At 41.3% G+C, this 25655-nt stretch carries 22 protein-coding genes; 16 read left to right on the top strand and 6 right to left on the bottom strand.

Annotated features, from left to right (window positions below; translation table 11 throughout):
• Window positions 1-5: 5 nt before the first annotated feature.
• The 8 genes from walK to rlmH all read left to right on the top strand — a co-directional run bounded on the left by walK (window position 6) and on the right by rlmH (window position 8106).
• Entirely contained in the window at window positions 6-1829 is a 1824-nt protein-coding gene (gene walK / locus QMA09_RS12965; RefSeq protein WP_290213408.1) for a cell wall metabolism sensor histidine kinase WalK, read from the top strand.
• Window positions 1826-3163, top strand: coding sequence for a YycH family regulatory protein (locus QMA09_RS12960; protein ID WP_290213407.1), 1338 nt, complete (start codon window positions 1826-1828; stop codon window positions 3161-3163). Before walK ends, QMA09_RS12960 begins: the two co-directional genes overlap by 4 nt.
• The gene (locus tag QMA09_RS12955) at window positions 3150-3962 is read left to right on the top strand and encodes a two-component system regulatory protein YycI (protein ID WP_290213406.1); all 813 of its coding nucleotides are present in this window, start codon (window positions 3150-3152) and stop codon (window positions 3960-3962) included. The genes QMA09_RS12960 and QMA09_RS12955 overlap by 14 nt, the downstream gene beginning before the upstream one ends.
• Before the next feature lie 12 nt (window positions 3963-3974).
• A complete protein-coding gene (locus QMA09_RS12950) occupies window positions 3975-4763 on the top strand; it encodes an MBL fold metallo-hydrolase (protein ID WP_290213405.1) in 789 nt (262 codons plus the stop codon).
• A 482-nt stretch (window positions 4764-5245) separates the two neighbouring features.
• Window positions 5246-6463 (top strand): S1C family serine protease, encoded by a 1218-nt coding sequence (locus QMA09_RS12945; protein WP_290213404.1) that lies wholly within the window; start codon window positions 5246-5248, stop codon window positions 6461-6463.
• Window positions 6464-6572: 109 nt separating this feature from the next.
• A complete protein-coding gene (locus QMA09_RS12940) occupies window positions 6573-7076 on the top strand; it encodes a DinB family protein (RefSeq protein WP_290213403.1) in 504 nt (167 codons plus the stop codon).
• 296 nt (window positions 7077-7372) lie between these two features.
• Window positions 7373-7537, top strand: coding sequence for a CxxH/CxxC protein (locus QMA09_RS12935; protein WP_135500527.1), 165 nt, complete (start codon window positions 7373-7375; stop codon window positions 7535-7537).
• 89 nt (window positions 7538-7626) lie between these two features.
• A complete protein-coding gene (gene rlmH / locus QMA09_RS12930; RefSeq protein WP_290213402.1) occupies window positions 7627-8106 on the top strand; it encodes a 23S rRNA (pseudouridine(1915)-N(3))-methyltransferase RlmH in 480 nt (159 codons plus the stop codon).
• On the opposite strand, the gene QMA09_RS12925 is transcribed toward rlmH, so the two are convergent.
• The 3 genes from QMA09_RS12925 to QMA09_RS12915 form a co-directional block, all read right to left on the bottom strand.
• Window positions 7999-9774, bottom strand: coding sequence for a recombinase family protein (locus QMA09_RS12925; protein WP_290213400.1), 1776 nt, complete (start codon window positions 9772-9774; stop codon window positions 7999-8001). The two genes, rlmH and QMA09_RS12925, sit on opposite strands and share 108 nt — an antisense overlap.
• Window positions 9775-9854: 80 nt before the next feature.
• On the bottom strand, window positions 9855-10019 hold the full coding sequence (locus QMA09_RS12920) for a hypothetical protein (protein WP_290213399.1): 165 nt from the start codon (window positions 10017-10019) through the stop codon (window positions 9855-9857).
• Window positions 10016-10594: a helix-turn-helix domain-containing protein gene (locus tag QMA09_RS12915; RefSeq protein WP_290213398.1), complete on the bottom strand. Its 579-nt coding sequence runs from the start codon at window positions 10592-10594 to the stop codon at window positions 10016-10018. Before QMA09_RS12915 ends, QMA09_RS12920 begins: the two co-directional genes overlap by 4 nt.
• Window positions 10595-10921: 327 nt before the next feature.
• On the opposite strand from QMA09_RS12915, the gene QMA09_RS12910 reads away from it, so the two are divergent.
• Complete coding sequence (locus QMA09_RS12910) at window positions 10922-11920, top strand: hypothetical protein (RefSeq protein WP_290213397.1); 999 nt, start codon at window positions 10922-10924, stop codon at window positions 11918-11920.
• Between the two features lie 219 nt (window positions 11921-12139).
• On the opposite strand, the gene radC is transcribed toward QMA09_RS12910, so the two are convergent.
• The 3 genes from radC to QMA09_RS12895 form a co-directional block, all read right to left on the bottom strand.
• Complete coding sequence (gene radC / locus QMA09_RS12905; protein ID WP_290213396.1) at window positions 12140-12748, bottom strand: RadC family protein; 609 nt, start codon at window positions 12746-12748, stop codon at window positions 12140-12142.
• A gap of 162 nt (window positions 12749-12910) precedes the next feature.
• Window positions 12911-13582 (bottom strand): hypothetical protein, encoded by a 672-nt coding sequence (locus QMA09_RS12900; protein ID WP_290213395.1) that lies wholly within the window; start codon window positions 13580-13582, stop codon window positions 12911-12913.
• Between the two features lie 50 nt (window positions 13583-13632).
• Entirely contained in the window at window positions 13633-13866 is a 234-nt protein-coding gene (locus QMA09_RS12895; protein ID WP_290213394.1) for a hypothetical protein, read from the bottom strand.
• Window positions 13867-14115: 249 nt separating this feature from the next.
• On the opposite strand from QMA09_RS12895, the gene QMA09_RS12890 reads away from it, so the two are divergent.
• The 7 genes from QMA09_RS12890 (at window position 14116) to QMA09_RS12860 (ending at window position 25547) form a co-directional block, all read left to right on the top strand.
• Entirely contained in the window at window positions 14116-17358 is a 3243-nt protein-coding gene (locus tag QMA09_RS12890; protein WP_290213393.1) for a helicase-related protein, read from the top strand.
• An 8-nt stretch (window positions 17359-17366) separates the two neighbouring features.
• Window positions 17367-18131: a DUF4391 domain-containing protein gene (locus QMA09_RS12885; RefSeq protein ID WP_290213392.1), complete on the top strand. Its 765-nt coding sequence runs from the start codon at window positions 17367-17369 to the stop codon at window positions 18129-18131.
• Window positions 18132-19994, top strand: a complete 1863-nt coding sequence (locus tag QMA09_RS12880) for a site-specific DNA-methyltransferase (RefSeq protein ID WP_290213391.1) — start codon at window positions 18132-18134, stop codon at window positions 19992-19994.
• 33 nt (window positions 19995-20027) lie between these two features.
• Complete coding sequence (locus QMA09_RS12875) at window positions 20028-20591, top strand: hypothetical protein (protein ID WP_290213390.1); 564 nt, start codon at window positions 20028-20030, stop codon at window positions 20589-20591.
• A 16-nt stretch (window positions 20592-20607) separates the two neighbouring features.
• Window positions 20608-23595, top strand: coding sequence for a type III restriction-modification system endonuclease (locus QMA09_RS12870; protein WP_290213389.1), 2988 nt, complete (start codon window positions 20608-20610; stop codon window positions 23593-23595).
• Window positions 23596-24145: 550 nt separating this feature from the next.
• Window positions 24146-25297 carry a hypothetical protein gene (locus QMA09_RS12865; protein ID WP_290213388.1) on the top strand — a complete coding sequence of 384 codons (1152 nt, stop codon included), beginning with the start codon at window positions 24146-24148 and terminating at the stop codon, window positions 25295-25297.
• Complete coding sequence (locus QMA09_RS12860; protein ID WP_290213387.1) at window positions 25287-25547, top strand: hypothetical protein; 261 nt, start codon at window positions 25287-25289, stop codon at window positions 25545-25547. The genes QMA09_RS12865 and QMA09_RS12860 overlap by 11 nt, the downstream gene beginning before the upstream one ends.
• Window positions 25548-25655: the final 108 nt, after the last annotated feature.

The following is a 25655-nucleotide window of genomic DNA, read 5'->3' as shown; positions in this document are numbered from 1 at the left end:
GTTGAATGCATAAAGTAAGTTTTTTTAAATCGATTCACGTTAAGTTTGTGCTTATTTATATCCTGCTGATTTTATTGGCGATGCAGATCATCGGCCTTTACTTTGCCCAGCAGCTTGAAGAAACGCTGATCGATAATTTCAAAAGCTCGATCGAGGACCGCATGAACATCGTAGAGTTCAGTGTGCGGGAAGAATTGATCAAAGAGCGGACGGATGAGGACTTGACCGCTGAGCAAAGCTTGCGGTCGGTCCTTAATGGCTTTAAATCGGACGATATCGACGAAATTCGCGTAATTGACTCACGCTACCGGATTTTGGCGTCTTCTGCTGTGGAAAATCAGTCGCTTGTTGGCCAGCGTTCGACAAGCGATGTTGTCATGCAGTCGATTGTCGGTGAAACACCTTATGACCGGAATTACGTCAACGGCCAAGCCGAACGCATTTGGGTCCGCACGCAGCCGATCATGGCTGAAGGCGGCGAAGTGCTCGGCACTTTGTATATGGAAGCGGATATTGAAAATGTCTATAACCAGATGGACGACATCAACTCGATCCTGGCAGGCGGAACAGCGATTGCTCTCGCAGTCACTGCGATTCTCGGAGTGCTGGTCGCGCAGACGATCTCCAAACCGATTTCAGATATGCGGAGGCAGGCTCAGGCAATGGCCAAAGGGAATTTCTCCCGCAAAGTACGCGTCTATGGGGACGATGAAATCGGCCAATTGGCGAAGTCGTTCAATAACTTGACCAACCGGCTGCAGGAATCCCAGCAGTCCACGGAAAGTGAACGCCGTAAATTGGCGTCGGTGCTATCGAATATGACAGACGGCGTTTTGTCGACCGATCGGCGCGGCCGTGTCATCCTCATCAACGACCCGGCGCTGCGCCTGCTCAATGTTTCACGTGAAACGGTTATCAACCGCCCGATCACATCCGTCCTGAAATTGGATATGGAGTATACATTCGAAGACTTGATCCACCTGAAAGAAGCGATTACGCTCGATTTCAGCAAATACGACGAAAGCACGCTGCTGCGCACGAGTTTCTCGGTCAACCAAAAAGAGACCGGCTTTGTCAACGGAGTTATCGCCGTGCTGCATGACAATACCGAGCAGGAGAAAATCGATGTCGAGCGGCGCGAATTCGTTGCCAATGTATCGCATGAGCTGCGGACGCCGCTGACGACGATGAGAAGCTATCTCGAGGCGCTGGCAGACGGTGCGTGGGAAGATCCGAACTTGGCACCGAATTTCCTGAACGTCACGCAGACGGAGACGGAGCGGATGATCCGCCTGGTCAACGATTTGTTGAAACTGTCCAAGATGGATGCCGCTGAAACGGAACTCAATAAAGAAATGGTTGAATTCGGCCGTTTCTTCAACCGCATCATCGACCGGTTCGAAATGTCGAAATCGCAGAAAGTGCGTTTCGAGCGCTATTTGCCGAAAGAACAGTATTTCGTGGAAATCGATCCGGATAAATTGACGCAAGTTATCGATAACATTGTCTCCAATGCCTTGAAATACTCACCGGAAGGCGGGAAAGTACGCTTTGACATGACCGTTGAAGACGGCTTCTTGCTGATTCGCATCAGTGACCAAGGCATGGGGATTCCGAAAGAAAACGTCGACCGCATTTTCGACCGGTTCTACCGTGTCGATCGTGCCCGTTCGCGTGCAATGGGCGGGACAGGGCTCGGCTTGGCGATTTCCAAAGAAATGATCAATACACATGGCGGTGCCATTTGGGCGGAAAGTGAATTTGGAAAAGGCACATCCATTTTCTTCACGCTGCCATTCGAAGAGGATGACGGAGGTGAGTGGGAATGAAATACGTTGAACAAGTAAAAACGATCTTTTTATTCCTGCTGATTTTCCTCAGCTTGGCGCTGACATTCACAATCTGGACCTTTACGCCGACATTTCCGCAAATTGAAAGCACTCCGGCCACCGAAGTGGCATTAGGTGCGAGTAAGGCGGTTGACGAAGTGGTGCAGCCGACGAAAGTGCTTTACCATTCGGAAGAAGAAGCTAAAGGCACAACGAACCAGGAGCAGATCGATTTGCTGCTGGGTGTCATGAAACTATGGCAAATCCATGATATTACAACGATTTCAGAAGATACGCCGGTTAAGAAATTGACATCTTTCATGCACGGTCCTGACCGCGCGGCGATTTACTTTCCTGGACCTGTGCCATTCCCAGTCATCGACAGCATTATGAATATCACCGATGACAGCATGCCGGAGGCGTCATTCGACCGCATGGTTGTTGCATGGGGAGAAGCGAGTGAAACGGATTTCATGTTGTATTTCATCAATTCCAAATCCGGCCGCGTGCATCAGGGCAATGTCTCAACAACGGAACTGGAGAACTTGAAGAACCAAGTCGTAGAACCGGCTTTCGCAAATTATTCAACATATATCACCAGCAAAGAAGTCGGCGTGCTGCCGATTTACATTCCGGAAAGTGCGGAAAAGCTGAACACCTATCGCTATCTGCAGGAAGACATTCCGGAGCAGAAGCTGGTTGACGGCTTGTTTGAAAATCCGAGCAGCGTGACAACGACAGGCGATTTGGTGAACCGGGAGTACAGCGATGAATCAGATGCGCTGATGAACTTCGATGAAAGCTCCAAAAGCGTCAATTACGTGCAGCCGCAGGCAGAAACGAACGATCCAGCCATCCCGTCCGAATTGATTTTTAAGACGGCGGATTTTATCAATACCCATAGCGGCTGGACGAATGATTACCGCTATTTCGGCATGGAACCGCTGAATCAGAAAATCGATTACCGCCTGTATCAGGACAATCTTCCGGTCTTCAGCCAGACATTCGAAACCGATCTGGAAGTGGTATGGGGCATAGAAGATGAGACGGAAAAGGTTTTCCGCTACAAACGCCCATATTATGTACTGGAGTCGTTGGGGGCATCGGGTTCGCAGGAATTGCCTTCCGGCGCAGCCGTTTTGCACGCCATCGAGCATATGGACATCGAACCAAAAAATGTTTCGGAAATCGTACAGGGCTATACAATGGCCCGTGATGAAAAAGAACCGGAGCGGCTGATCAGCCTGCAGCCAGCCTGGTATTACAAAACGAACGGCATTTGGACGCAGCTGCCGGAAGACGTGTTAGGAGGCGATCTCTTTGGATTGGAATAAAACCAAGTCCATATTCATCATTGTTTTTGCCATACTGAACATCTTCCTGTACTGGCTGTACCTTGAGCGCTACAACGAATCGCAGAATGTGGTTTTTCTCGTCGAGTCTTCGAACGAGGAAAAGCTGGAAGCGGATCAAATCAGCTATTCCGATCTGCCGGAAGAAGTGGAAAGTTTGCCTTACGTCACCGGTAAGATGAAATCTTTCGTCGAAGCGGATGTCCCGGGTTCCGGTTCCACAGGCAACGTCACAGATGACAAATCCTTGGCGGTCACATTCAACGAACCGATGCCGCTCGGCGACAATGTCAGCACAGAAGTGCTGCAGGAATTCGTTGATGAGACGGTCTACAAAGGCGATAATTATGTGTTGTGGCGCATAGATGAAAAAAATCGCCAAGCGGTCTTCTTCCAGGAAATCAACGGCCGTCCGCTGTATTACAGCGACAGCGGCAAGTTGACGATTTACTGGAACGATGACGCAGAAGTGGTAAACTATGAGCAGACCATTTTCGAGAACATGGAAGAAAGCGAACAGCAGAAAACCTTGATTCCGGCTATCCAAGCCATCCATACGCTTTACCAGAAACGCCTGCTGCCGACGAATACGGAAATCGATTCGGTGGCAATCGGCTACTCGGAATATGTGACCGTATCGGAAGAAACGCAAATGTTCCTGCCGACATGGCACGTCAAAGCGACGCTCGAAGACGGCACGCAGCAAGAGTTTTTTGTCAATGCTGTGAAAGATGGCGTCATCGAGCTGAAGGAGAAGGAAGAGGAAGAACCTGCACAATAAGGAGTTTTTATGATGCGTTTTAGTGTATTAGCAAGCGGCTCTAAGGGCAACGCTATTTATATAGAAAGCGGCAATCAATCATTTTTGGTCGATGCCGGACTGAGCGGCCGCAAGCTGGAAGGCCTTTTCGCGTCGATCGGCAAAAGCATGAGCGACCTGGACGGCATCCTGGTGACGCACGAGCACAGCGACCACATCAAAGGCCTCGGCATTGTCGCACGCAAGCACAAGGTGCCGGTCTACGCCAATGCCAAGACGTGGACGGCGATGGACGGGCTTGTCGGCGCGATTCCAATTGAGCAGCGATTCCATTTTGACATGGAGACGGTGAAAACGTTCGGCGGGCTCGATATCGAGTCGTTCGGGGTGTCGCATGACGCCGCCGACCCGATGTTTTACGTGTTCCATGAAAATGGCCGCAAGCTTGCGCTCATTACGGACACGGGCTATGTCAGCGATCGCATGAAAGGCATCATCCAGGCATCGGACGCGTTCGTCTTCGAAAGCAACCATGACGTCGGCATGCTGCAGATGGGGCGCTACCCGTGGTCGGTCAAACGGCGTATTTTAAGCGACGTGGGCCACGTGTCGAATGAAGATGCGGCGGTGGCGATGAGCGAAGTGATGGCTGAAAAGCCGACGCGGATTTATCTGTCCCACTTGAGCGCGGATAATAACATGAAAGACCTGGCGCGCATGAGCGTCGAGCAGACTTTGCAGACAAAAGGCATCATCGTCGGCGAGTATGTCGATCTCTTGGACACAGATGCCAATATTGCGACTGAGCTGGTTATTGTATAAAGGAACCAAAAGGCTGTACCGAAAACCGGTGCAGCCTTTTTTTTATAGCTGATATTCCGCCAAAAAGCTACGCTTGCCGCGGGCAAGAGTTGACCGAAGCCTGCGAGGGCAATTCTTTGCGACGAAGCGCATAGCGCTGCAGGAGCAGAGTTCTTTTGCAGGCGTCTCCGCTTTTTGGCTCCATATCGAGAGATCTTTGAGCGCCGGCGCGGCAAGGGGCTAGGCAAGGAAATGGCCAAATGGAATTTGGGCCATTTCCTTTGCTTCGAAGCTAGCGCAGCGATGCAGAAGCAGAAAGTTCTTTGCAATGAGACGAGTGTTCTTCTCGGCTCATTGCGGGAGTCATGCCCAAAGCGTCCGAAGCGGCGTTTAACCAAATTTTAATTTTCCTAATGGACACAGTTGCTGTGGCTTGCCAAGGCTGTTTCGGATTCTTACACTAAGGGTATACAACAGTAAAGAGCAGGAGAGGATGGGGTGCAGTGGGATATTACAATCAGCCGCCAGAGAGCCGTCGACGGCCGCGGCGCACGAGTTCGTTTTTGGCAGGGCTTGCCGGAGTGGCGGTCGGGGCATTGCTGGTGTGGTTTTTGTTTCAGTCGGTGCCGCAATTGATGCCGGGATCTGGAAATAATAATGCAGGAAATGGTACTGGAAACAATGACGATGCCGGCCAACAGGAGCGGCCGGAGGAATCGGTGTCGGTAGATGTGACGATGGACGTGACCGGAGCGGTGGACAGTGTGGCGGATGCGGTGGTCGGGGTGACGAATCTACAGGGATCGTCGGATTTCTGGTCGCAGCCCGAGCAGCAGGAAGCCGGGACCGGCTCTGGCGTCATTTACAAAAATGACAACGGGCGGGCGTTTGTGGTGACGAACCACCACGTGATCGATGGCGCGAACAGCATTGAAGTGACGCTTGCTGACGGCACGAAAGTAGCAGCTGAAGTTGTCGGGACCGATATATGGACCGATCTCGCCGTTATTGAAATGGACGGCGCGGCTGTCCAGGACGTAGCCGAATTCGGCGATTCGGATGCGTTGAAGCGCGGCGAACCGGTGATCGCGATCGGCAATCCGCTGGGCCTTGATTTTTCCGGTTCGGTGACGACGGGAGTAGTATCCGGCAAGGACCGGGCCATTCCTGTCGACTTGGATGGCGATGGCACGGAAGACTGGCAGGCGGAAGTGCTGCAGACGGACGCAGCAATCAATCCAGGCAATAGCGGCGGCGCGCTGGTCAATCTTAGCGGGCAGCTGATCGGCATCAATTCGATGAAAATCGCCACATCGAATGTCGAAGGGATCGGGTTTGCGATTCCGATCAATTCAGCAATCCCGGTTATTGAGTCGATTGAAGAAAACGGCGAAATGATCCGCCCGGCAATGGGCGTAACCTTGATTGATCTGGCGCAGGTGCCGCAAGCAGAGCGTGAAGAGACACTGAGCCTGCCTGCAGACGTCAAGGAAGGTGTTGTCGTCAATTCGGTGCTGGATGATTCTGCGGCCGCTAAAGCGGGCATGCAGCAGTTTGACGTCATCATTGAATTGGACGGCGAAGCTGTGGGCGATTTGATTGAGCTTCGCAAGCATTTGTACAACACGAAGGAAATCGGCGATACGATGGCCGTCAAAGCTTACCGCAATGGCGAATTGATGGACTTTGAACTGGAGCTTGTCGACAATTCCGCGTTATAGCATTCGAAAAAGATCCGGGAGCCCTCGCTTCCGGATCTTTTTTAAGGGCAGGAAATGGCGGAACAGTGGCGAATAAAAGAAAAGACAGTAAATGATCTGGAGGGATTCGATGTTCAGAACCTTGGAAGATTTTTTCAAAGAATGGAAAGCCGAAGAGCAAGCGACGCAGAAAGTGCTGGATGCGCTGACAGATGAATCATTGAGCCAGCCGGTTGCTGACGGCTACCGCACGCTCGGCCGTTTGGCTTGGCATATTGCAACGGCGCTCGATGAAATGGTCGGACACACAGGCTTGCAGTTCTCAGCGGCGCGATTCGGCAATCCGGTGCCGGACACGGCGCAGGAAATTGCCGAAGCGTACCGGTTTTCCAACCAGTCGATGGTGACGGCGATGCGGGACAATTGGACGGATGAGACCTTGTCGGAAGAGCACAATATGTACGGTGAAATGTGGAGCGTCGCAACCATTTTGAAAGTGCTGATGACGCACCAGATCCATCACCGCGGACAAATGACAGTGCTCATGCGCCAAGCCGGTTTGAAAGTTCCCGGCATTTATGGCCCGGCAAAAGAAGAATGGGCGGCAATGGGAGCAGAGCACCCGGAAATATGAAAAGCAAGTCCCCGATGCGAAGCCTCGCATCGGGGACTTTTTCGTCCTCTTTTCCTGTGTATTGTTATTGTAAGTTTTGTAAACGAGCTGCTCCATTTTCGAGCCCAATGTTCGTGAAAGCAAAAAAACGTCATGTGGATAACTTATTTCTATCATCGAAGGAAATAACTATCCACAGGGCTTTCGAAGCTTTGCTATTCCCGGGCTTTCACTTCTGTTAAAATAGGGTGTGGATAAACGTGAACGAAATGTGTATAACTATGTAGAATATTCGGAAATCGAAAGGATTTGATAAAATGAAGATTTTTTGCTGTAAAACCCATGTGGAGCATGCGTTAGACGTGTTTGTTGCCAAGACAGAAAGTTATCCGATTCTTACAGAATTGCCAGACGAAGAAAAGTTATCCACAAAGTGCGAATACTGTGAAGAGCCCGCGATGTATCTTGTGGCAAATGCTTGAGGGAACACAATATGTAGAAATGCCTGTGGATATGTGCATAACATCTGGGGGTAACTTGTTTGTAAATTTTAAGTAAAGGGGGATAAGTTGTGAATATCTCAATTATCAGCGTCGGCAAACTAAAAGAGAAATACCTGAAAGCTGGCATCGAAGAATACACAAAAAGGTTGGGAAGCTACACAAAGATCAATGAAATCGAAGTAGCGGACGAAAAAGCGCCTGAGCAATTGAGCGAGGCCGATATGGAGATTGTAAAGAGGAAGGAAGCCGACCGGATCCTGGCGAAAATTTCCCCAGACGCCTACGTTATCGCGCTGGCGATCGACGGCAAGATGAAAACGTCAGAAGCGCTGGCAAAAGACATCGAATCACTCATGACTTACGGCCGCAGCAAAATCGTCTTCGTCATCGGTGGCTCGCTGGGTCTCCACGATGAAGTATTAAAACGTGCTGATGAGAAATTATCGTTCTCGAAAATGACATTTCCCCATCAATTGATGAAATTGATCTTGGTCGAGCAGGTTTACCGGGCTTTTCGGATAATGAAGGGCGAACCGTATCATAAGTGAGGGTAAAATAGAGAGGGACTCCAATGTGTCCCTTATCTCTTTATCTGTGGGATTTTGTTTGTCTAAAGCTGATAAGTCAACTGGTTGATCGAACACTGAGGTGCCCAGTATCCTTATCAGGTCTTTGGACTTTTTTTTTACGCCAGTGGGTGTGAAATCAAAGTGAAGCTGAATTTTAGAGATTTGGCGGCCTTTTCTTGGTACTGGAGCGGTAGGCGTGATCTCGATTTCTTTGATGATCATCCGAAGGAGGTCTTTCTTTTCGTTGCTGTCGGCTTTTTCGATGATCGTGTCTATATTTTTAACCAGGTAATGAAATGCCATCAGATCGATCGGTTCATTCGTTGTAGTGGCCAGCTCTTCTTCTAGATTTTCTAGTTGAAGTCGAAGTGCTTGTTTTGATGCTTGCTGTTCTTTTAGTTTCTCTTCGAACAACGGCAATAAATCAGGGTCTTTCATTAATTTTTCTGTGAGGTTAGCAATGTATTTTTCAGATTTATTGAAAGCAGCAGTTAGGCGACGCTTTTCTTTTAATAAAGGCTCTGTTGAATGTTCTCGTTCGGAGTTCATTTTTTGAACAAGCCGCTGTAGAAAATGTGTGTCGGTAACAATGCGCTTGAACTCTTCAAAAACTTGCTGTTCTGCCAGATCTGCATTAATGGTATTTGAAGAGCATTCAGATGACCCTTTATTGTGAAATGTACCACATTTGTAGTAACGATACGTTTTCTTTGCGCCTGTAGCTTTTCCAGAAACCATGCCAGCACCGCATTGAGGACAGCGAATAAGCTTTGTTAGAATATAGGGCTTCAATGATTGTACAGCTTTGAAGGATCGAGTCGAGCGTTTGTGCTGTACTCTTTTCCACAAATCATCAGAAATGATAGGTTCATGTTCTCCATCAACAATTAGAACATCAGGATTTTTGCCTGCTCGTCTTCTGTTAGCCCAGTCAACGTGTTGGTTAAAGCGAATCTTCCCAATATAAATGGGATTGTCCAAAATGCCTTTCAACGTCCCAATTGAAAAGGCATGTCCTCTTTTGGTTGTATAGCCTTTTCTATTCAAGATCCCCGCAATTTTCTTATAACCAAATCCTTGATCAGCATAATCAAATATTTCTTCAACGATTCTTGCCTCTTCAGTATTTACTTCCAATTTTTTGTTACTCACTTCATATCCAAAGCAAATGCCGCCATTCCATTTTCCTTCTTTAGCTCGTTGTGTCATTCCTGACTTTACACGGGCTGCTATTGTGTCTCTTTCCAATTGATTCATAGTGCTAAGAAAATTAAAGAAAGCTTTTCCTGTCGGAGTTGTGGTATCGATGCTTTCTGATAAGCTGATTAGTTTTACATTGTTTTTGTCGAAAAGTTCACTAATTTTAATAGAATCACCTGTGTTCCTGCCTAACCGATCCAGCCTTGTGACAATAACTACGTCAAACTTTTTTCGTCTGGCATCCTCCAGTAAACGGATCATTTGAGGACGACCATCTATACTTTTTCCACTTTTTCCAGCATCTGTATACTCTGATACGATTGTTAATCCATGCCTCTCAGCATATGCATCGATTGACTCTTTTTGGTCTCTTAAACTAAAACCTTCATTAACTTGTTCTTCTGTACTGACACGCGTGTACATTGCTGCTCTCAGCGTTTGTGTCATATCTCATTCCTCCAATCCAAATTTAATAGAATTTTGTCCACCTCTTCTAATAGAACAATCAAAATAATTCAAACGAATAGCTAACTATCCATTGTCTTCAAGTCCTTTGTTTTCTCCCAGTCCATAATGCCTTTTTTGGCAATCTCTAGGAATGCGTTCAGGAAGACTTCTTCTTGAAAACGATCAGGTTCAAGATTGCTGGAATCCAGCTCACTATGTTGGTTGGATGATTGAATACCGATCATACTTCATTCTCCTTTCTGCCAGTCAATTTATTCAAGGAGGCCTGTTGGATCTTCCAATTCTTACGTCTGCTTCTCACTTTTGAAACAAGTGCATTTACCTCATCCACAAACTCCTCATGCTCCAAGGGTGACAAAAAAACGGTTTCTTCAATACTTGTATAGTCAATTCCCTCATGCGTTTTTATTGATAAGGAAAGAGTTGCTTCATATTGTGTGTCAATCAGGTTAAATATCTTTTCCTGCGAATTTGGTGAGGTAGTTCCACTACTTTTACAGATCGTAAAAGGTTTGCCCCCATCCTGGTAATAAGCATCAGTGAAAACAGCTATGGAGACACCAAATTGTTCGGCCACTTTTTCAAGAAGATCGACTCTTGGTTGCGTTCCAGTTTCAATACGAGAGATTGTGGATTGAGCGACCGAAATATTTTCTGCAAGTCGATATGCTGTAAATAAGGGGCTATTATATTCATTTGCTTTTTCTCTAATCCACTTGATACGCCCACCCAAATCTTTGTTTTGAAGAATTTTTAAATCATTATTCTCAACTGTATACATGTTCATTTCCACCATCATCTTCCTTCCAATTGTGATTTTATATAAGAATACCAACGTAAAAGCGAAAATGCAATTATAGTGATTATTAATTGCAGTGTGGGATTTTTCGTGATATTGTTTGTTTATCGGGTCGGCAGTTTTGCTGAAGCTTACGTGAACGGCGTAGTGTTAGAAAGCCAGACGTGATTTAGTATTGTGATCCAAAAAAAGCAGCATATGAAAACAAAGACTTACAATAATATATCCCCCTCAATTTGCACTTTATTATATGTACTGACTGCTGTTTGATAGATTACTAGTAAGGTGCAATCGGAGGGGGAATTTAATAGTTAAGGAGGTTGGTATATGGATAAGGTGACTTTGGATTATAAAAGCTACCTTTCATTTGTTGAATGGAGTGAGAGGCACTGTGAAAAGCGGACACAAAATGAGAGAAAAGCTAAACTGGTTAGCATGGGTGTGCACGTAGTTACAGCTACAGGAAGAGGAAAAAAAGCTAGTTATGAAATCGAAATTCCCTCTGAGTTTTGGAGTATGCTGTTAATTCCTACTGTGAGGTATTCCGACATTGGTGCTGCATACATCGACATTCTAGTTAAGGGTAAAGACAAACTGCATATGGATGATGCTGCGATTGTAAGGTTCGCCACTGAAATTTATGAAGAACTGGCTAGAGACTATGAGGCTAAGTTAGAAGCAGTAAAAGCTACGTGTAAGAGAATTCGTGCTTATTTGATTGAATACGGGTATATCCAAACTGATCAACCTCACTACGATAAAACCCATAGGGTAAAACAGCATCAAGACGATGGTTGGGCCGTGGGACAAGTTGCGATTGAGTATGACGAACGTGCACGTTCAATATGGTACAACTTTTTTCGAGAAAAGCTTTCTATGTATCAAGAAATCAACTCTACTGCTACCGCTATACCGCTACGTATAATTGGCAAAGAGTTAAGAGAGCTGTATAGTTTTGGAATGAAGGAGCAGTTAGGAGTAGCTTATTACCGTGTTGCAAGAAAGACCCACATCTCTGGGGAGCTAACTAGTGATATTGCTTTTGTTCGTCATTTATTCTTGGAAACTCAGAATCTTACTCTGGTGAAAAAAGAACTAGCTGGTCGCCAAGTATCACATAAAACAAAAAAAGAGCTAAATAAGAAAGTCCAAGAAATGACTGATGACGTGGAGAAGCTCTCGAAGGAAGATATTGAGACTGAACGTCAAGCAATGAAAGTTCTAGCGTTGCGAAGGGAAACGCAATGGAGACCATCTACAGAAGAACAGAAGGAACGATTAAGGAAGGCAGTAGAAATGGCATTACCCTTTGACGAGGACGATTAATGCTGCTAAACTCTTCGTTTTACATTTGTTATATAGCCACTCTCTCCCAGCCAGCATAAAAGAACAACTCTGAGAATAAAGCACGAACAAGAAAGAAACCCCTTTAAACAGGGGTTTTTTACTTTTTTTAAAGAAATTTCGTACTATGAGGTGTAATAGTGAGAGAACTCGGTTGTATGAAAAGAAAGGGGACTCTCATTTCAAATCCCCCTTAATGACTTACATATAGCCCTTCTCATTCAAACTGATGTATGTGTCGGTTCCTACTATTATATGGTCGAGTATTTCCACCCCCATCAAGTTGCCTGCTTCCATAAGCCGCTTGGTGACTTGTATATCTTCCTGGGACGGAGCAGGATTTCCCGACGGGTGATTGTGAGCTACTATCGCAGAAGCACAATTACGCTTAATTAACAGCTGGAAAATCGGTGAGGGGTGAACGATACAAGCATTCAAAGAACCAATAAATACAGTTTGTCTGAAAAGGACTTGATTCTTTATATTAAGGCCAAGCACCACGAAGTGTTCTTGGGTTAGATATTCCATATCGCGCAAATAATCATAAGCATCTTTCGGACTGCGTATCGTAAAACGCTCTTGGACAAAACTTAGATTCATGCGTGCCAGCATAAGCGCTGAAATGATTTGCTTGGCTTTTACTTGTCCAATGCCTTTGATCGACAGCAACTCGTCCTCTGTCACATCCAGCATTTCCTGCACAGATGGATAGCGGGAAAACAGTTCGCTTACCACATACCCGTCTTCTTTCTCTTTGATGCTGCCTGCAAGTAACCCCTTGAATTCGTTTTTGTTCATTGCTGTAGTCATATAATTTCCTCCTCAAAATAGAATGAGGAGAGGCCGCAGCCCCTCCTGTAATCGATAAATGTATTCCTAAGTAATAAATAGAAAGTATTCGGAACGAGTTGTTCCGCTCCATAGGCAAAAAAATAACCCATCCATAAGGCGGATGAGTTCGGTGTGTATCTTTTATAAAGTTTGATGTGTCTGGCCTTCGAGTATTCGCTGAAGCTGTTGAATAAAACGGGATGCCTGGGATTTGCTCAGCTTTGTGCTGTGATTGACTTGGAAAGTGGTGTGGATCATAGTTCTGGCTACTTCATAATCAATCTGTAGCTCGTGCACTAACTGATAGATCTTTGTCAGCTGCTTTTTGGTGACAGGATGTTCTGTATAGGCCTTGGCTGTTGTCGGAAAGTCTTCCACGTCCTGCGTGAAATGTCCGCTCGTCGCTGACACATTCAATGCAGCATCGACAAGTGCCCGCTTTTTCGCCATTTTGATGATTGTATTGAGGTGCGAATATCCACTAGGCTGGGCAAAGGCAGCCTCTTTTGTATTTGCAGATCCGATTCCTGCCGCAGCGACTGTTCCGTTATCCAGCTGACGCAGACTTACTTTCACTTCATACAGGAAAAAACCTTTTTCCCAATCTTCATATCGGTGTTCGACCGTATACTCAATCGACAGCTCCAGGTAGCGGCAAATCTTTTCGGCTCCAGGCTTCAGAAGCGTTGGTTTGCTGTAGCCACTGATCTTTCCATAATCAGTTCCTTCTATTAACTCCGTAAGCACAAATTCCTGCAATCCTGTTTGCAGGATGGACAATCTGCTCTGTTCCCGCTCTTCTCGTTTTTGCATGTTTATCACCTCCTTTCGATTCAATGAACATTAAAAAAACAGCTCTCCCATTACTGGTTGAACTGTCTCTTTGGCCGTTTTTGTTTGTTGCGGTGGTGCTTTAGTTCTTTCGGAAATACATCTTCAAAATACTGCAGCACAAAAGCGCTAGCACTCTCCCTGTCCAGTTTTAGGCATCGACAGGCGTAAAGCTGCAACACTCTTCCAGCCATCGTTACAGAGCCGTTACAGACGAGCTGGCGCACAAGCTTTTCCATGCCTTCAGATAGCTTTTCTTCTTTCATAAGAGTCACCTCCTTTCATTAATAGGGGGAACGGGTGGGCACCAAAAGAACAAAAAAGGTTTTTGATGTAAACATTATGTGGGTTCATAAAATAGCAATATTTTCAGTTGTAGAGGATTTACATATTTTTACACATAATATATAGACATAGGACCTTACTATTTTTGTAAAATAGATTTAATAAAGAAGTGAAGTCTTGTAGAATAAAGGCAACTGGATAGTTAGAGTTTCTCTTTTGGAGGTGTAAGGATGATAGGTAAAATGTTAGACAATAAAAAATCTGGAATGGTAGGGGATGCATTAAAGCCATATTTTAAAAAAAATGCTAAGGTGGCGATCATGTCATCCTACTTTACGATATATGCGTTCGAGGCCTTAAAAAAGGAATTAATGAAGGTGGATGAGGTACGATTTTTATTTATTGATCCTACTTTCACTTCAGAAAAACTTACAAAAGGTACTACCGAAATTGATAAGTCAAGTCGAGAGAGAAGGTTATCTGGATCAGAGCTTGAGATTAAGATGCGGAATGAACTTACGCAGGTGAAAATAGCCAAAGAATGTGCTGAATGGATTAGTTCAAAGGTAAAGATGAAGTCTTTAACGTCACCATTAACACAGAATCGTCTGTTCCATATTGAAAATAAAGACGGTTCATCAGTGGCTATTCAAGGAAGTTCCGATTTTACTAGCAGCGGTTTAGGCTATACATATTCACCAAGTCTTCATATGAATTCGCTAATGGATGAGCCTCTATTAACAAGACAGTATATTCAGTGGTTCAATGATGTTTGGAAAAACGAGGCTATCGTTGAAGAAGTGCAGGATGAGGTGTTGGAAAGAATCGCGGCAATTTACGAAAACCATTCTCCAGAGTTTCTCTACTATGTCACGCTATATAATATTTTCAGTGACTATCTGGAAGAATTCGATGAAGATGCGATAGTAAAATCCAAAACTGGTTTTAAAGATACGGCCATATGGAATAAGCTTTATAAATTCCAAAAAGATGGCGTGCTCGGTGCTATCGATAAGCTGGAAAAACACAATGGATGCATTATTGCTGATAGTGTAGGTTTGGGGAAAACGTTCGAAGCTCTTGCAGTTATTAAATATTACGAGTTAAGAAACGACCGAGTACTGGTTTTGTCCCCGAAAAAATTAAGAGAGAACTGGTTGATTTACACTCAAAATGATAAGCGAAATGTCCTCTCTGCCGATCGGTTCAACTATGACGTGTTAAATCATACCGACTTGAGTCGTACAGGTGGGGTGTCAGGAGATATTAATTTATCTACTGTGAACTGGGGTAACTACGATTTGATTGTTATTGATGAATCACATAATTTCAGAAATAACCAGGCTCGAAATGACAGAGAAACGCGCTATTCCCGATTAATGAATCAAATTATTAAGGCTGGTGTTAAGACAAAAGTTCTGATGCTATCAGCGACGCCTGTAAATAATAAAATGAATGATTTGAAAAACCAGGTTGCTTTTATTACGGAAGGCAAAGATGAAGCGCTGGAATCAGCTGGCATTGAAAGTATCGAACAAACGCTGCGGAAAGCCCAGCTTTCATTCAATAAATGGCTCAAATTAGATGAGGAAGAGCGGAAGTCAGATAATCTCCTTGAAATGTTGAACTTTGACTATTTTAAATTACTCGATGCAGTGACCATCGCTCGTTCCAGAAAACATATTGAAAAATACTACGATATGTCTGAAATCGGTAAGTTCCCGCAGCGCTTAAAGCCAAGTAATGTGTATGCTGATATTGATGAATTCAATGATTTTCCTGAGATAAAGGAAGTCAACAAGCTCATCAATCGATTGAATTTAAGCGCTTATTCTCCATTGACGTATGTAATGCCTGAAAAACAGGAAGAGTATAGTCGTAAATATGATATGAAAGTAAAGGGCGGTTCCGTATTTAAACAAATTGACCGCGAACGCAGCCTTGTTCACTTAATGAGAGTTAATTTGCTAAAACGGCTGGAAAGTTCTATTTATTCGTTTGGTATGACACTGGCCTCTCTCTTGGGAAAAATTGATGACTTGTTAGTTAGGCTTGACAATATTCAGCAATATTCCAATGCCGATATTAGTATCAATGAAATCGATATTGACGATGAAGATGTTGAAATCATGCTGATAGGCTCGAAAGTAAAAGTGCTTCTTCAAGATATCGACCGTATCAAGTGGAAGCAGGATTTACAGGATGATCGAGAAAAACTTGAGCAGTTATTAATAGAAGCGGGGAAAGTTCAAGCTCCACGTGATGCCAAGTTGAATATAATTAAATCTAAAATTGATCATAAGCTCCTTAATCCAATTAATGGTGAAAATAAGAAAATCATTATCTTTACCGCATTTGCAGACACAGCAAACTATTTATATAAAGAAATATCACAATGGGTGTCGAAAAAGCATGGTATCCATTCAGCGCTAGTCACAGGCTCTGGAGGAAATCAGACTACATTAAAGGGAATTCAAAAAGATTTAAATTCCATTTTGACCAACTTTTCACCAGTAGCCAAAGAGAGAAGTAAAATTGATTCGATTACACGGGATGAAATTGATATATTGATCGCGACCGATTGCATTTCTGAAGGTCAGAACCTGCAGGACTGCGATTATTTAATTAACTACGATATCCATTGGAATCCAGTTCGAATCATACAACGTTTTGGTCGAATCGATCGTTTAGGTTCTAATAATGATGTGATCCAACTGGTGAACTTTTGGCCAAATATGGACCTGGATGAGTATATTAACTTGGAAGCTCGTGTTAGTGGCAGGATGGTGCTGCTTGATATTTCAGCAACAGGAGAAGAGAACGTAATCGAATACGACGAGAAGAAGCAAATGAACGATTTGGAATATCGGAAAAAGCAATTGAAGCAGCTACAAGAAGAAGTGGTCGATTTAGAGGATATCTCTGGGAGTATTTCGATTACAGACTTAACCTTGAATGATTTTAGGATGGATTTGCTTAATTATATGGAAACCAATAAGAAGAAAATCGAGACCGCTCCACTAGGATTGCACGCAGTGACCTCGGTACAGCTTGCTGCTTCTTTTAACACGGAACCAGGGGTGATATTCTGCGTCAAACAACGCAATGCAGAAGCAAAAGTAAAAGAAACAAGTGCCTTGTATCCCTATTACCTTGTATATATGAGTATGGATGGAGAGGTTCGATTAGGGCATTTAAAGACGAAGCAAATACTGGATCTCTTCCGTAAAGTTGCTAATGGCCAAATAAACGTGTTCAATGAATTGATTCAACAGTTCAACTTGGAAACAGAAAATATGGCAGACATGTCTTCTTACAAGAATCTGTTGGACAAGGCCGTTGAATTTGTACTCGGGATTGTTGAAGAGCAAGGCATGGAATCATTGTTCAGTCTCGGAAACTCTAGTCTTTTAAAGGACACAGCTACAACCTCAGATGACTTTGAATTGATTTCATTTTTAGTGATAAAGTAGGTGATGGAATGAGGGAATGGTTGATTAATCGGTTGGAGATGCCTCCCCGTACTGTATTGAATCGTAAAATACCTAAGAAAGCTTTTTTTACACAAGCGGATCTCTCCCCATCTGAAAAAGAATTGTTCGCTGCACAGGTAGAAGGGATTTATTTATTAAGTGTTATGAATCAGCAAAGCACAAATATTCCAATCTACAAAGATGACGAATTCCACTATGCAGAAGTGGTTTGGGTATATGTCGAACTTCGAACGGCGAAAGATCTAAAAAAGATTATTGGTGCTGTTCATAAGTCGATACCTAATCCAGTTGTGTTAATTATGGGTTCTTCAGATGGTCAGATTCTGTTGAGCACCAGCCACAAAAGGCTCAATAAAAATGACAAGACCAAAGTTGTGGCTGATCAACCCACTGTTACTGAATGGTTTAATCCTGCGGAAGATGATATTGAATACTTCAAATTACTGAACTCATTGGCGGTTTCAAATTTATCTTTTGAAAACCTTCATAGTACTTATGAAGATATTCATCAATGGATAAAGAGCGGAGAAGTAATTCAAATGATAGGAACATTACCTTCTGCTAAAGATAAGCGAAATGAAACGATAAGTATATTAAGTGATGTTCAGATACAGCTTAAGGAAGTTGAACAATTGAAGCTGGAACAAAAAGGGCAAATTGATTTTGGTGCAAAGATGGATCTGCATATAAAGTTAAAGCGACTAGAACAGCAAATTAGTACTGAATTACAGAAAATAAGGGAGTTGTGTTAATTGCAGAAGTTAGAAGGAAAAACATTCAATGTAGTGCAAGATAATATTGAAAAGCTAAAGGAATTATTTCCTGAAGTGCTGACGGAAAATAAGATTGATATTAATAAATTACGTTTGGTTCTTGGTGAAAATATCGAACAAGAAAATGAAAGATATGAATTTAACTGGCATGGTAAAACAGAAGCAATTCAAATTTCGCAGAAGCAAACTACAGGTACTTTGCGTCCGAGTAAAGAGGAAAGTATAAATTGGGATAAAACTCAAAATCTTTACATTGAAGGTGATAATTTAGAGGTGCTTCGTATTCTTCAAAATTCATATCGAAACAAAGTGAAGATGATTTATATCGATCCGCCTTACAATACTGGGAAAGATTTTGTTTATAAAGACAACTTTCACGATAATGTAAAAAATTATAAGGAAAATCTAAAAGAAAATCAAAAATCAAATTTTGAGACAGAAGGAAGATATCATACTAATTGGCTAAATATGATGTATCCGAGGTTAAAACTAGCAAAGAATTTATTAAAAGATGATGGTGTAATATTTATAAGTATTGATGACAACGAAGTTTTTAATCTTAAGAAAATATGCGACGAAGTTTTTGGAGAGACTAACTTTATTGATATGTTTAGTTGGAAGAAGACTGGAACTCCTGCAAACTTATCGAAAATGACAAAAAAATCAGTTGAATATATTTTATTGTATACAAAATCGAAGACTCCTGATTTAAAAGGCTTAAGAAAATTTAGTAAAAGTACAAATGGTTTAATGAACCAAACTAATTCTGCAAAAACACTTACCTTTCCCAAAAACTTAACTGAGACTTCTTTAGTGGACGGAAGATACGAAAAAGGTATCTATGGGACTGAGGCGTATCGAATAGAGCTACTAGAAGACACCTATGTTACAAATGGTGTCTTTACAGAAGATGTGATATTAAATGGTAAATTTAAATGGAGCCAAGAATACTTGGATGATCAAATTCGAAATAAAGTTAAGATTTATATAAAGTCCAAAGCTTTTTCTCCTTCATATGAAAAAGAAGAGTATAACCCAGAAAAACCTTGGAATATTATTGATACGACATTTGGAGTAGGAACAAACGAAAATGCATCAAGTGAACTTGATCAGTTAATGGGTGCTAACTTTTCAGACGGATTATATCCAAAGCCAGTTTCCTTGATTAAATATTTAATAAAAATGGCTACAGAAGATGGGGATTTAATAGTAGACTTCTTCTCGGGCTCAGGTACTACGGCTCACGCAGTCTTAGAATTAAATAATGAAGAAAATGAACAGAGAAATTATATAATGATTCAGTTACCCGAACCAACTAACCTAAAATCTCAAGTTTATGAGCAGGGTTATACTCTAATGACAGATATCGGTAAAGAGAGAATACGGAGAGTTATTAATAAGATTCATAACAGTAAATCTTTAAAGCCTATAAATGAAATCGACCTTGGGTTTAAAGTATTTAAATTGGATGATACGAATCTTACAACTTGGGATGAGAAAACTCAACAATTAGAACAGGATTTAATAAATATGATAAATCCGATAAAGGATGATCGTATACAAGAGGACATCCTTTATGAAGTGTTATTAAAGTATGGCATAGATTTAAATATTTCTATCGAGAAGAAAGTAATTGAAGACACTACATTTTACAGTGTCGGAATGGGGTATTTAATAGTTTGTTTAGAATTTGATGTTTCGTTAGAAGCTGTGGAAGAAATAGCTAAAATTTCTCCGACCCGTGTAGTTTTTCTAGATGAAAGTTTTGGAAATGATACGGTGAGAACTAATGCACAGCAAATCTTAAATCGTTATGCAGTCTCTGATATAAGAGTTCTATAGTTTTTGAAATTAAATTAATTAGGGGGGACTTAAATGTTATTTGTGAAAACTGAATTTAAAGAAATGTACATCTCGGCAACAGAACGTGCTAAACAAATGGTTGAAGATGGATTGTATTCGCGATTTAATTTAAGCAAAGAAAAGAGAATAGATAAAGCGAGAATAGGATGTCTTGGTGAAATTGCTTTCCAAAGAATATTACAAGATTGTGGCATTCCTTATCAAGTTGATGAAGGTGATTTTAGTGAAAGAAACTCAGATGAATTCGACTTTCTAATTAACGGAAAGAAAGTTGATATAAAAGTTGCTAAAAAAAGCACGCCTAATTTGCCCTCTGATAGATGGACGTATGGTTATCCTGAACAACAAAATCCTAGTAAAAAGGATTTCGTTGTTGTAGGATGGGTAGATTTTTACAATGAAGAAGTTGGATTTTATGGGTGGATTAGAGGAAATCAAATATCTAGTTTTTCAGTAGTGAAAGAGAATAGTTTTGCAAAATATGGATATTTAACTCCTAACCACGAATTTCAATGGGGAGCTTTAAATAAAGATTTTTATAAGTTAAAGAATCTTATTGAAGGCAAAATGTATTAAATGGAGTTGTTCAAAAATGATCATAAAATTTGATAAACAACAATATCAACTTGACGCTATCCAATCCATCACAGGCATCTTTGAAGGCCAGACAGTAAAAGTATCTAACTTTACAGTAAGTATGGGAGATATTGTAGGGCAAGAAATAACGGAGCTAGGAATCGGTAATAAGTTGGAGTTATCCGAAGCAGAAGTTCTTGAAAATGTACAAAATGTACAGATGAAAAATCATCTCAAAAAGAGTCAAAGTATTCAAGACTGGAATTTCACTGTCGAAATGGAAACAGGTACTGGAAAAACATATGTTTATACAAGAAGCATATTTGAATTGAACAAAAGGTATGGTTTTTCTAAGTTTATTATAGTTGTACCAAGCGTTGCCATTCGTGAAGGAGTATTCAAATCGTTTCAGATGACTGAAGAGCATTTTGCAAACGAGTATCCTGGGCAGCATTGTCATTACTTTAAATATGACTCTTCAAAACTGGAACAAGTTCGAGAATATGCAACAAGCACCAATATTGAAGTAATGATTATTAACGTTGATGCCTTTAAGAAAAGCTTCGACGATCCAGAAAAGGAAAACAAGGCGAATCTTATTCACCGTGAAAGAGACACAATGAACGGCAAAAAGCCTATTCAATTTATACAAGAAACAAATCCTATTGTTATTATCGACGAGCCGCAAAGTGTTGATAACACGGATAAAGCAAAAGAAGCCATTGCTTCGTTAAATCCACTTTGTAAATTACGATACTCTGCTACACATAGAGACACATATAATCTTATGTACAGGTTAGACTCTGTCGATGCCTATGAGCAAAAATTAGTAAAGAAAATTGAAGTACTATCCGTCAATTCTGATGATGATTTTAACGACCCCTACATTAAGCTTGTGAGTGTTTCCAATAAGAACGGGTATAAGGCTACCGTTGAACTAGATGAGAAGAAGAAAAATGGTACAGTTTCCAGAGTGAAAAAAGAAATCAATCCTAACAATAAGAATAATTTATATTTATTATCAGGAGAGCGGGACCTGTATCAGGGCTACGTCGCTGAAGGTATTGACTGCTATCCAGGAAACGAAATGATTGAATTCGAAAATGGAAAAGTACTGAGATTAGGCGAATCGATGGGTGGAGTCGATGACGACCTGCTCAAGAGATACCAGATAAGAGAGACAATCCGCACGCATTTAGACAAAGAAAAGAGACTTGTTCATCAAGGAATTAAGGTACTTACTCTTTTTTTCATAGACAAAGTAGAGAATTATCGAATATATCCCAAAGGCCAACCATGGCAAAAAGGTAAGTATGCCAAGATGTTTGAAGAAGAGTATGCTTCCCTTATCAAATTACCTAAATATCGATCACTGTTTGAAGAAGACCAATATATTTCAAACCAGAGTGCTGAAGAAGTTCATAATGGATATTTTTCACAGGATAAGAGCGGAAACTTCAAAAATAGTACACTTGCGAAAGATGGCAGCCTTCGTTCAAATAAAGATGATGAGTCGGCATTTGAACTTATCATGAAGGAAAAGGAAAAATTATTAAGTTTCGGTACGCCGCTGCGGTTTATCTTTTCCCACTCTGCCTTAAAAGAAGGCTGGGATAATCCAAACGTATTCCAAATATGTACTCTTGTAGAAACGAAAGATCCTTTTACGAAGCGGCAAAAAATTGGTCGTGGATTGCGCCTGTCCGTGAACCAAGATGGACAAAGGCAGTATGATGAAAATATAAATGTCCTGACAGTAATAGCAAATGAATCCTACCAACAGTTTGCCGAGTCGCTTCAGAAGGAGATGGAAGACGAGACAGGCGTTAAGTTTGGATACCTTGAAGAACAGTCCTTCTCTCCTATTACTCTGACGGATGAAATCACTGGGGAGTCCAAGGAAATTGGTCCTGAGTATTCTGCAAAAGTGTATTCCTTCTTAGTAAAAGAAAACTTCCTTGATAAAAAAGGTAAAGTTGAAAACAAGCTGAAGGAAGCAATTGCAGAGGAAACATTTGATGTTCCAGAAGAGTTCAAAGCGATAAAGTACGATATTGAACAAGTTATAAAACGTTCTATTAAGAAGCTACCGATATTCAATAAAAAAGACGAAGTAAATATTACTATGAATAAGGAAGTATTATTAAGTGATGAGTTTAATCAGATGTGGAGCCAGATAAAATACAAAACAACTTATTCAGTAGACTTGGACTCGGACACACTTAAGAACCGTTGTATACATGCGATCCAAAAGCTGGATGCATTTAAGGCCAGAAAAATCAAAAGAGAAAATGCCTTACTGAAAGTGGATCAATCTGGTGTGTCAGGTGAAGGCCAAACTATGCGTGTATATGAAGCACTGGAAGAGAAACGACGTCTGCCAGATATCCTTCGCTATTTACAAGAACAAACCAACCTTAAAAGACGGACGCTTGTTGATATTTTGATCGGCTCCAAACGTTTAAGTGATTTTGAGAAGAATCCACAAGCATTCATGGAAGCGGTAATGAAAGTTATTAACCGTGAGAAGAAAAAGCTGATTATAGATGGCATTAAGTATGAACGTATTGGGGACCATGCCTTTTATCAGCAATCGTTATTTGAGCAGCAAGAACTTGTCGGCTATATGAAAGCGAATGCAGTGGAAGTATCCAATGATAAATCCGTCTACAACTACATTCGTTATGATTCCGACGTTGAGCGGACATTCGCAGAGAAGCTTAATAATGACGAAGATGTAAAGTTGTTTGTAAAGCTCCCTTCAGCCTTTGTTATCGATACACCACTTGGGAACTATAATCCTGACTGGGCTGTATTAATCGACAAGGATGGAGTCGAGACCTTATTCTTCATAGTGGAAACAAAAGGCAGTACGGATGAAGAAGATCTTCGTCTAAAGGAAGACGGAAAAATCACTTGTGGACGGAAACATTTTGCTGCGTTGGAGAACGGTGTTACGTATAAACTTGCTAACAGTTATGAAAAGTTTAAATCAGAAGTATAATAAATTAATAATTTCCTCCTGCTTTTCAGCCCCTCATGGGAGAAATCAAAATAACAAATGGAATGTGAACTAAACCTTTCTGTTTGTAACTAGATAAAAAAGTGCGGATTGCTACGAAAACAAATGTATGCGATGGTTTCTTGTATGAAATAGTAAAGAACTAAGGGAGTTAGTGGATATTAAGAAATACTTGAAAATGGAATTTGATAAAGGGAATGATGATTGGAAATTAGGTTTGGGTAATGCCAGCATTGATCACGAATCATCTTCCTGGCTCGCGATGAACCTTTACTGCAAGCAGAAAGCCGAAGGGCTAAGACAGAAAGAGTTGGCTCGGTAAATGAGGATTGGTATAGAAACCTTATTCAAAGTAGAGTAGGGCAATGAGAAACTGCGAGCGAAAGTGAAAAAGAAAATAGAAGAATATTTGAATGAAGAATTATATTTAAATTAACTTCAACAAAAGGGCAGCCAGTAAACAGCTTAGTTTTGGCTGCTCTTTTATTTACTATCATATTGTGTGTATAGAATAAAAGAGGAGGAGTGCATTTTGAGGGAGGAGAAAAAAGACATAGTCGAATATAAAAATGGGGAAATAAGCCTTAGAAATGATACTACAGAAAAGAAATATAAGCATGATCTTGAATTACCACCAGAAATAATGGATGCTGTAGCGAAGGCAATGCAAAGCCAACCAAAATTCAAACAAGAAATCCAATCAACTGGAGAAACAGCTCAGAGTTTGTGGGAAGTAATAGTAACACCCGAATTTCAAGAAGGTATTGAAAATGGAGATTTGATAATAAAAAAAGGATCAATTGAAATAAAAAACGCTGCAACAGGCAGATTTGTAGGGAAAGCAAAGCTTCAAGAAGCTGAAAGACATATAGAAAAAGCTAGACAAACAACCGCTCTTTCAAACATTTCTAGAAGTATATGCACTTTATCAGGTCAAATGCAGGCTGCAGAAATTTCAAAGAGACTAGAAGCTATTGATGAAAAGGTAGAGCATATAAGTGAGTTTTTATGGCGAGAAAAGGTTTCAACTTTAAATGGAATAAAATCTGTAATTGAAGAAGCGATAGATTCACTCCCTAATCAGAGAGCTATTGAAAGAGTTAATACTTGTATTGCAGAACTAATAATTTTATCAAATTTTTTCGAAACGACTATTGAAGATATTTTAAAACGTAAAATTCAACACAGCTTTAAAGCGGATTTTATCGAAGGACTGAAAATATGGGATATATTCAATAAAAATAGAACGGAATATAATAGCAATTATATTAAAAAGTCAAAAGAACTAATTGATGAATATGGGTTTTTAATAGAAATTTATTTTCAAACTTTGGGATTAATCGGAACATGTTATCAAGTAATTGGTGAATATCAAAATTCAAAAAAATATTATATCAGGCTAAGTGAGAAAGTGGACTTATATTCCTTGGAATTAGCGAACAAGCTGGTATATATATTTAATATCAAGGACATAAGCATAGATGAAAAAATAACAATATCTGATATACATGAAAAATTAGAAACAAGAAAATTAACTTTAATAGATAGCGTTAAGGAAAATGAAGCCATTATTGAAAGTGCCAATAAAATGCATAACAGACTGTCAGATACTCAATTTAAAAATGTGAAAGTTTCTTATCTAGTTGATCCGAAAATTATTTGGGGAAGTGATAATGATGATTGAATCAAATTGTCCTATTTGTAATCGTAGAAGAAAGTTTAACGCAACCAAGGAAAATAAATATAAGTGCGATTCATGTCAGACTGCATTTAAAAGGTGTAAAAATAAAGAATGCGATAATATGACAAAAATAGGGTTGATTTGTAAAGAGTGTGTTGGAAAAGGAATGAAAAATGGTGGTGCAGTTGCTCTTACAGGTGTAGGTGCTGTTGGGGCATTAGCCGCTAAGACATTATTGAAAAAAGGTAAATGAGCTAAAGGTACAAGTAGTAGAAGTACAGAAGGAAATGTCCCCCTGTACTCTTGGGGTGGCTTTCAATAATAATTAGTTTACCCTATCCAACGTTACGGTGAGCCTTAT

It is taken from the genome of Planococcus sp. APC 3906 (genome assembly GCF_030407685.1).
GTDB lineage: Bacteria > Bacillota > Bacilli > Bacillales_A > Planococcaceae > Planococcus > Planococcus koreensis.
This window is presented reverse-complemented; position numbering and strand designations above follow the sequence as displayed.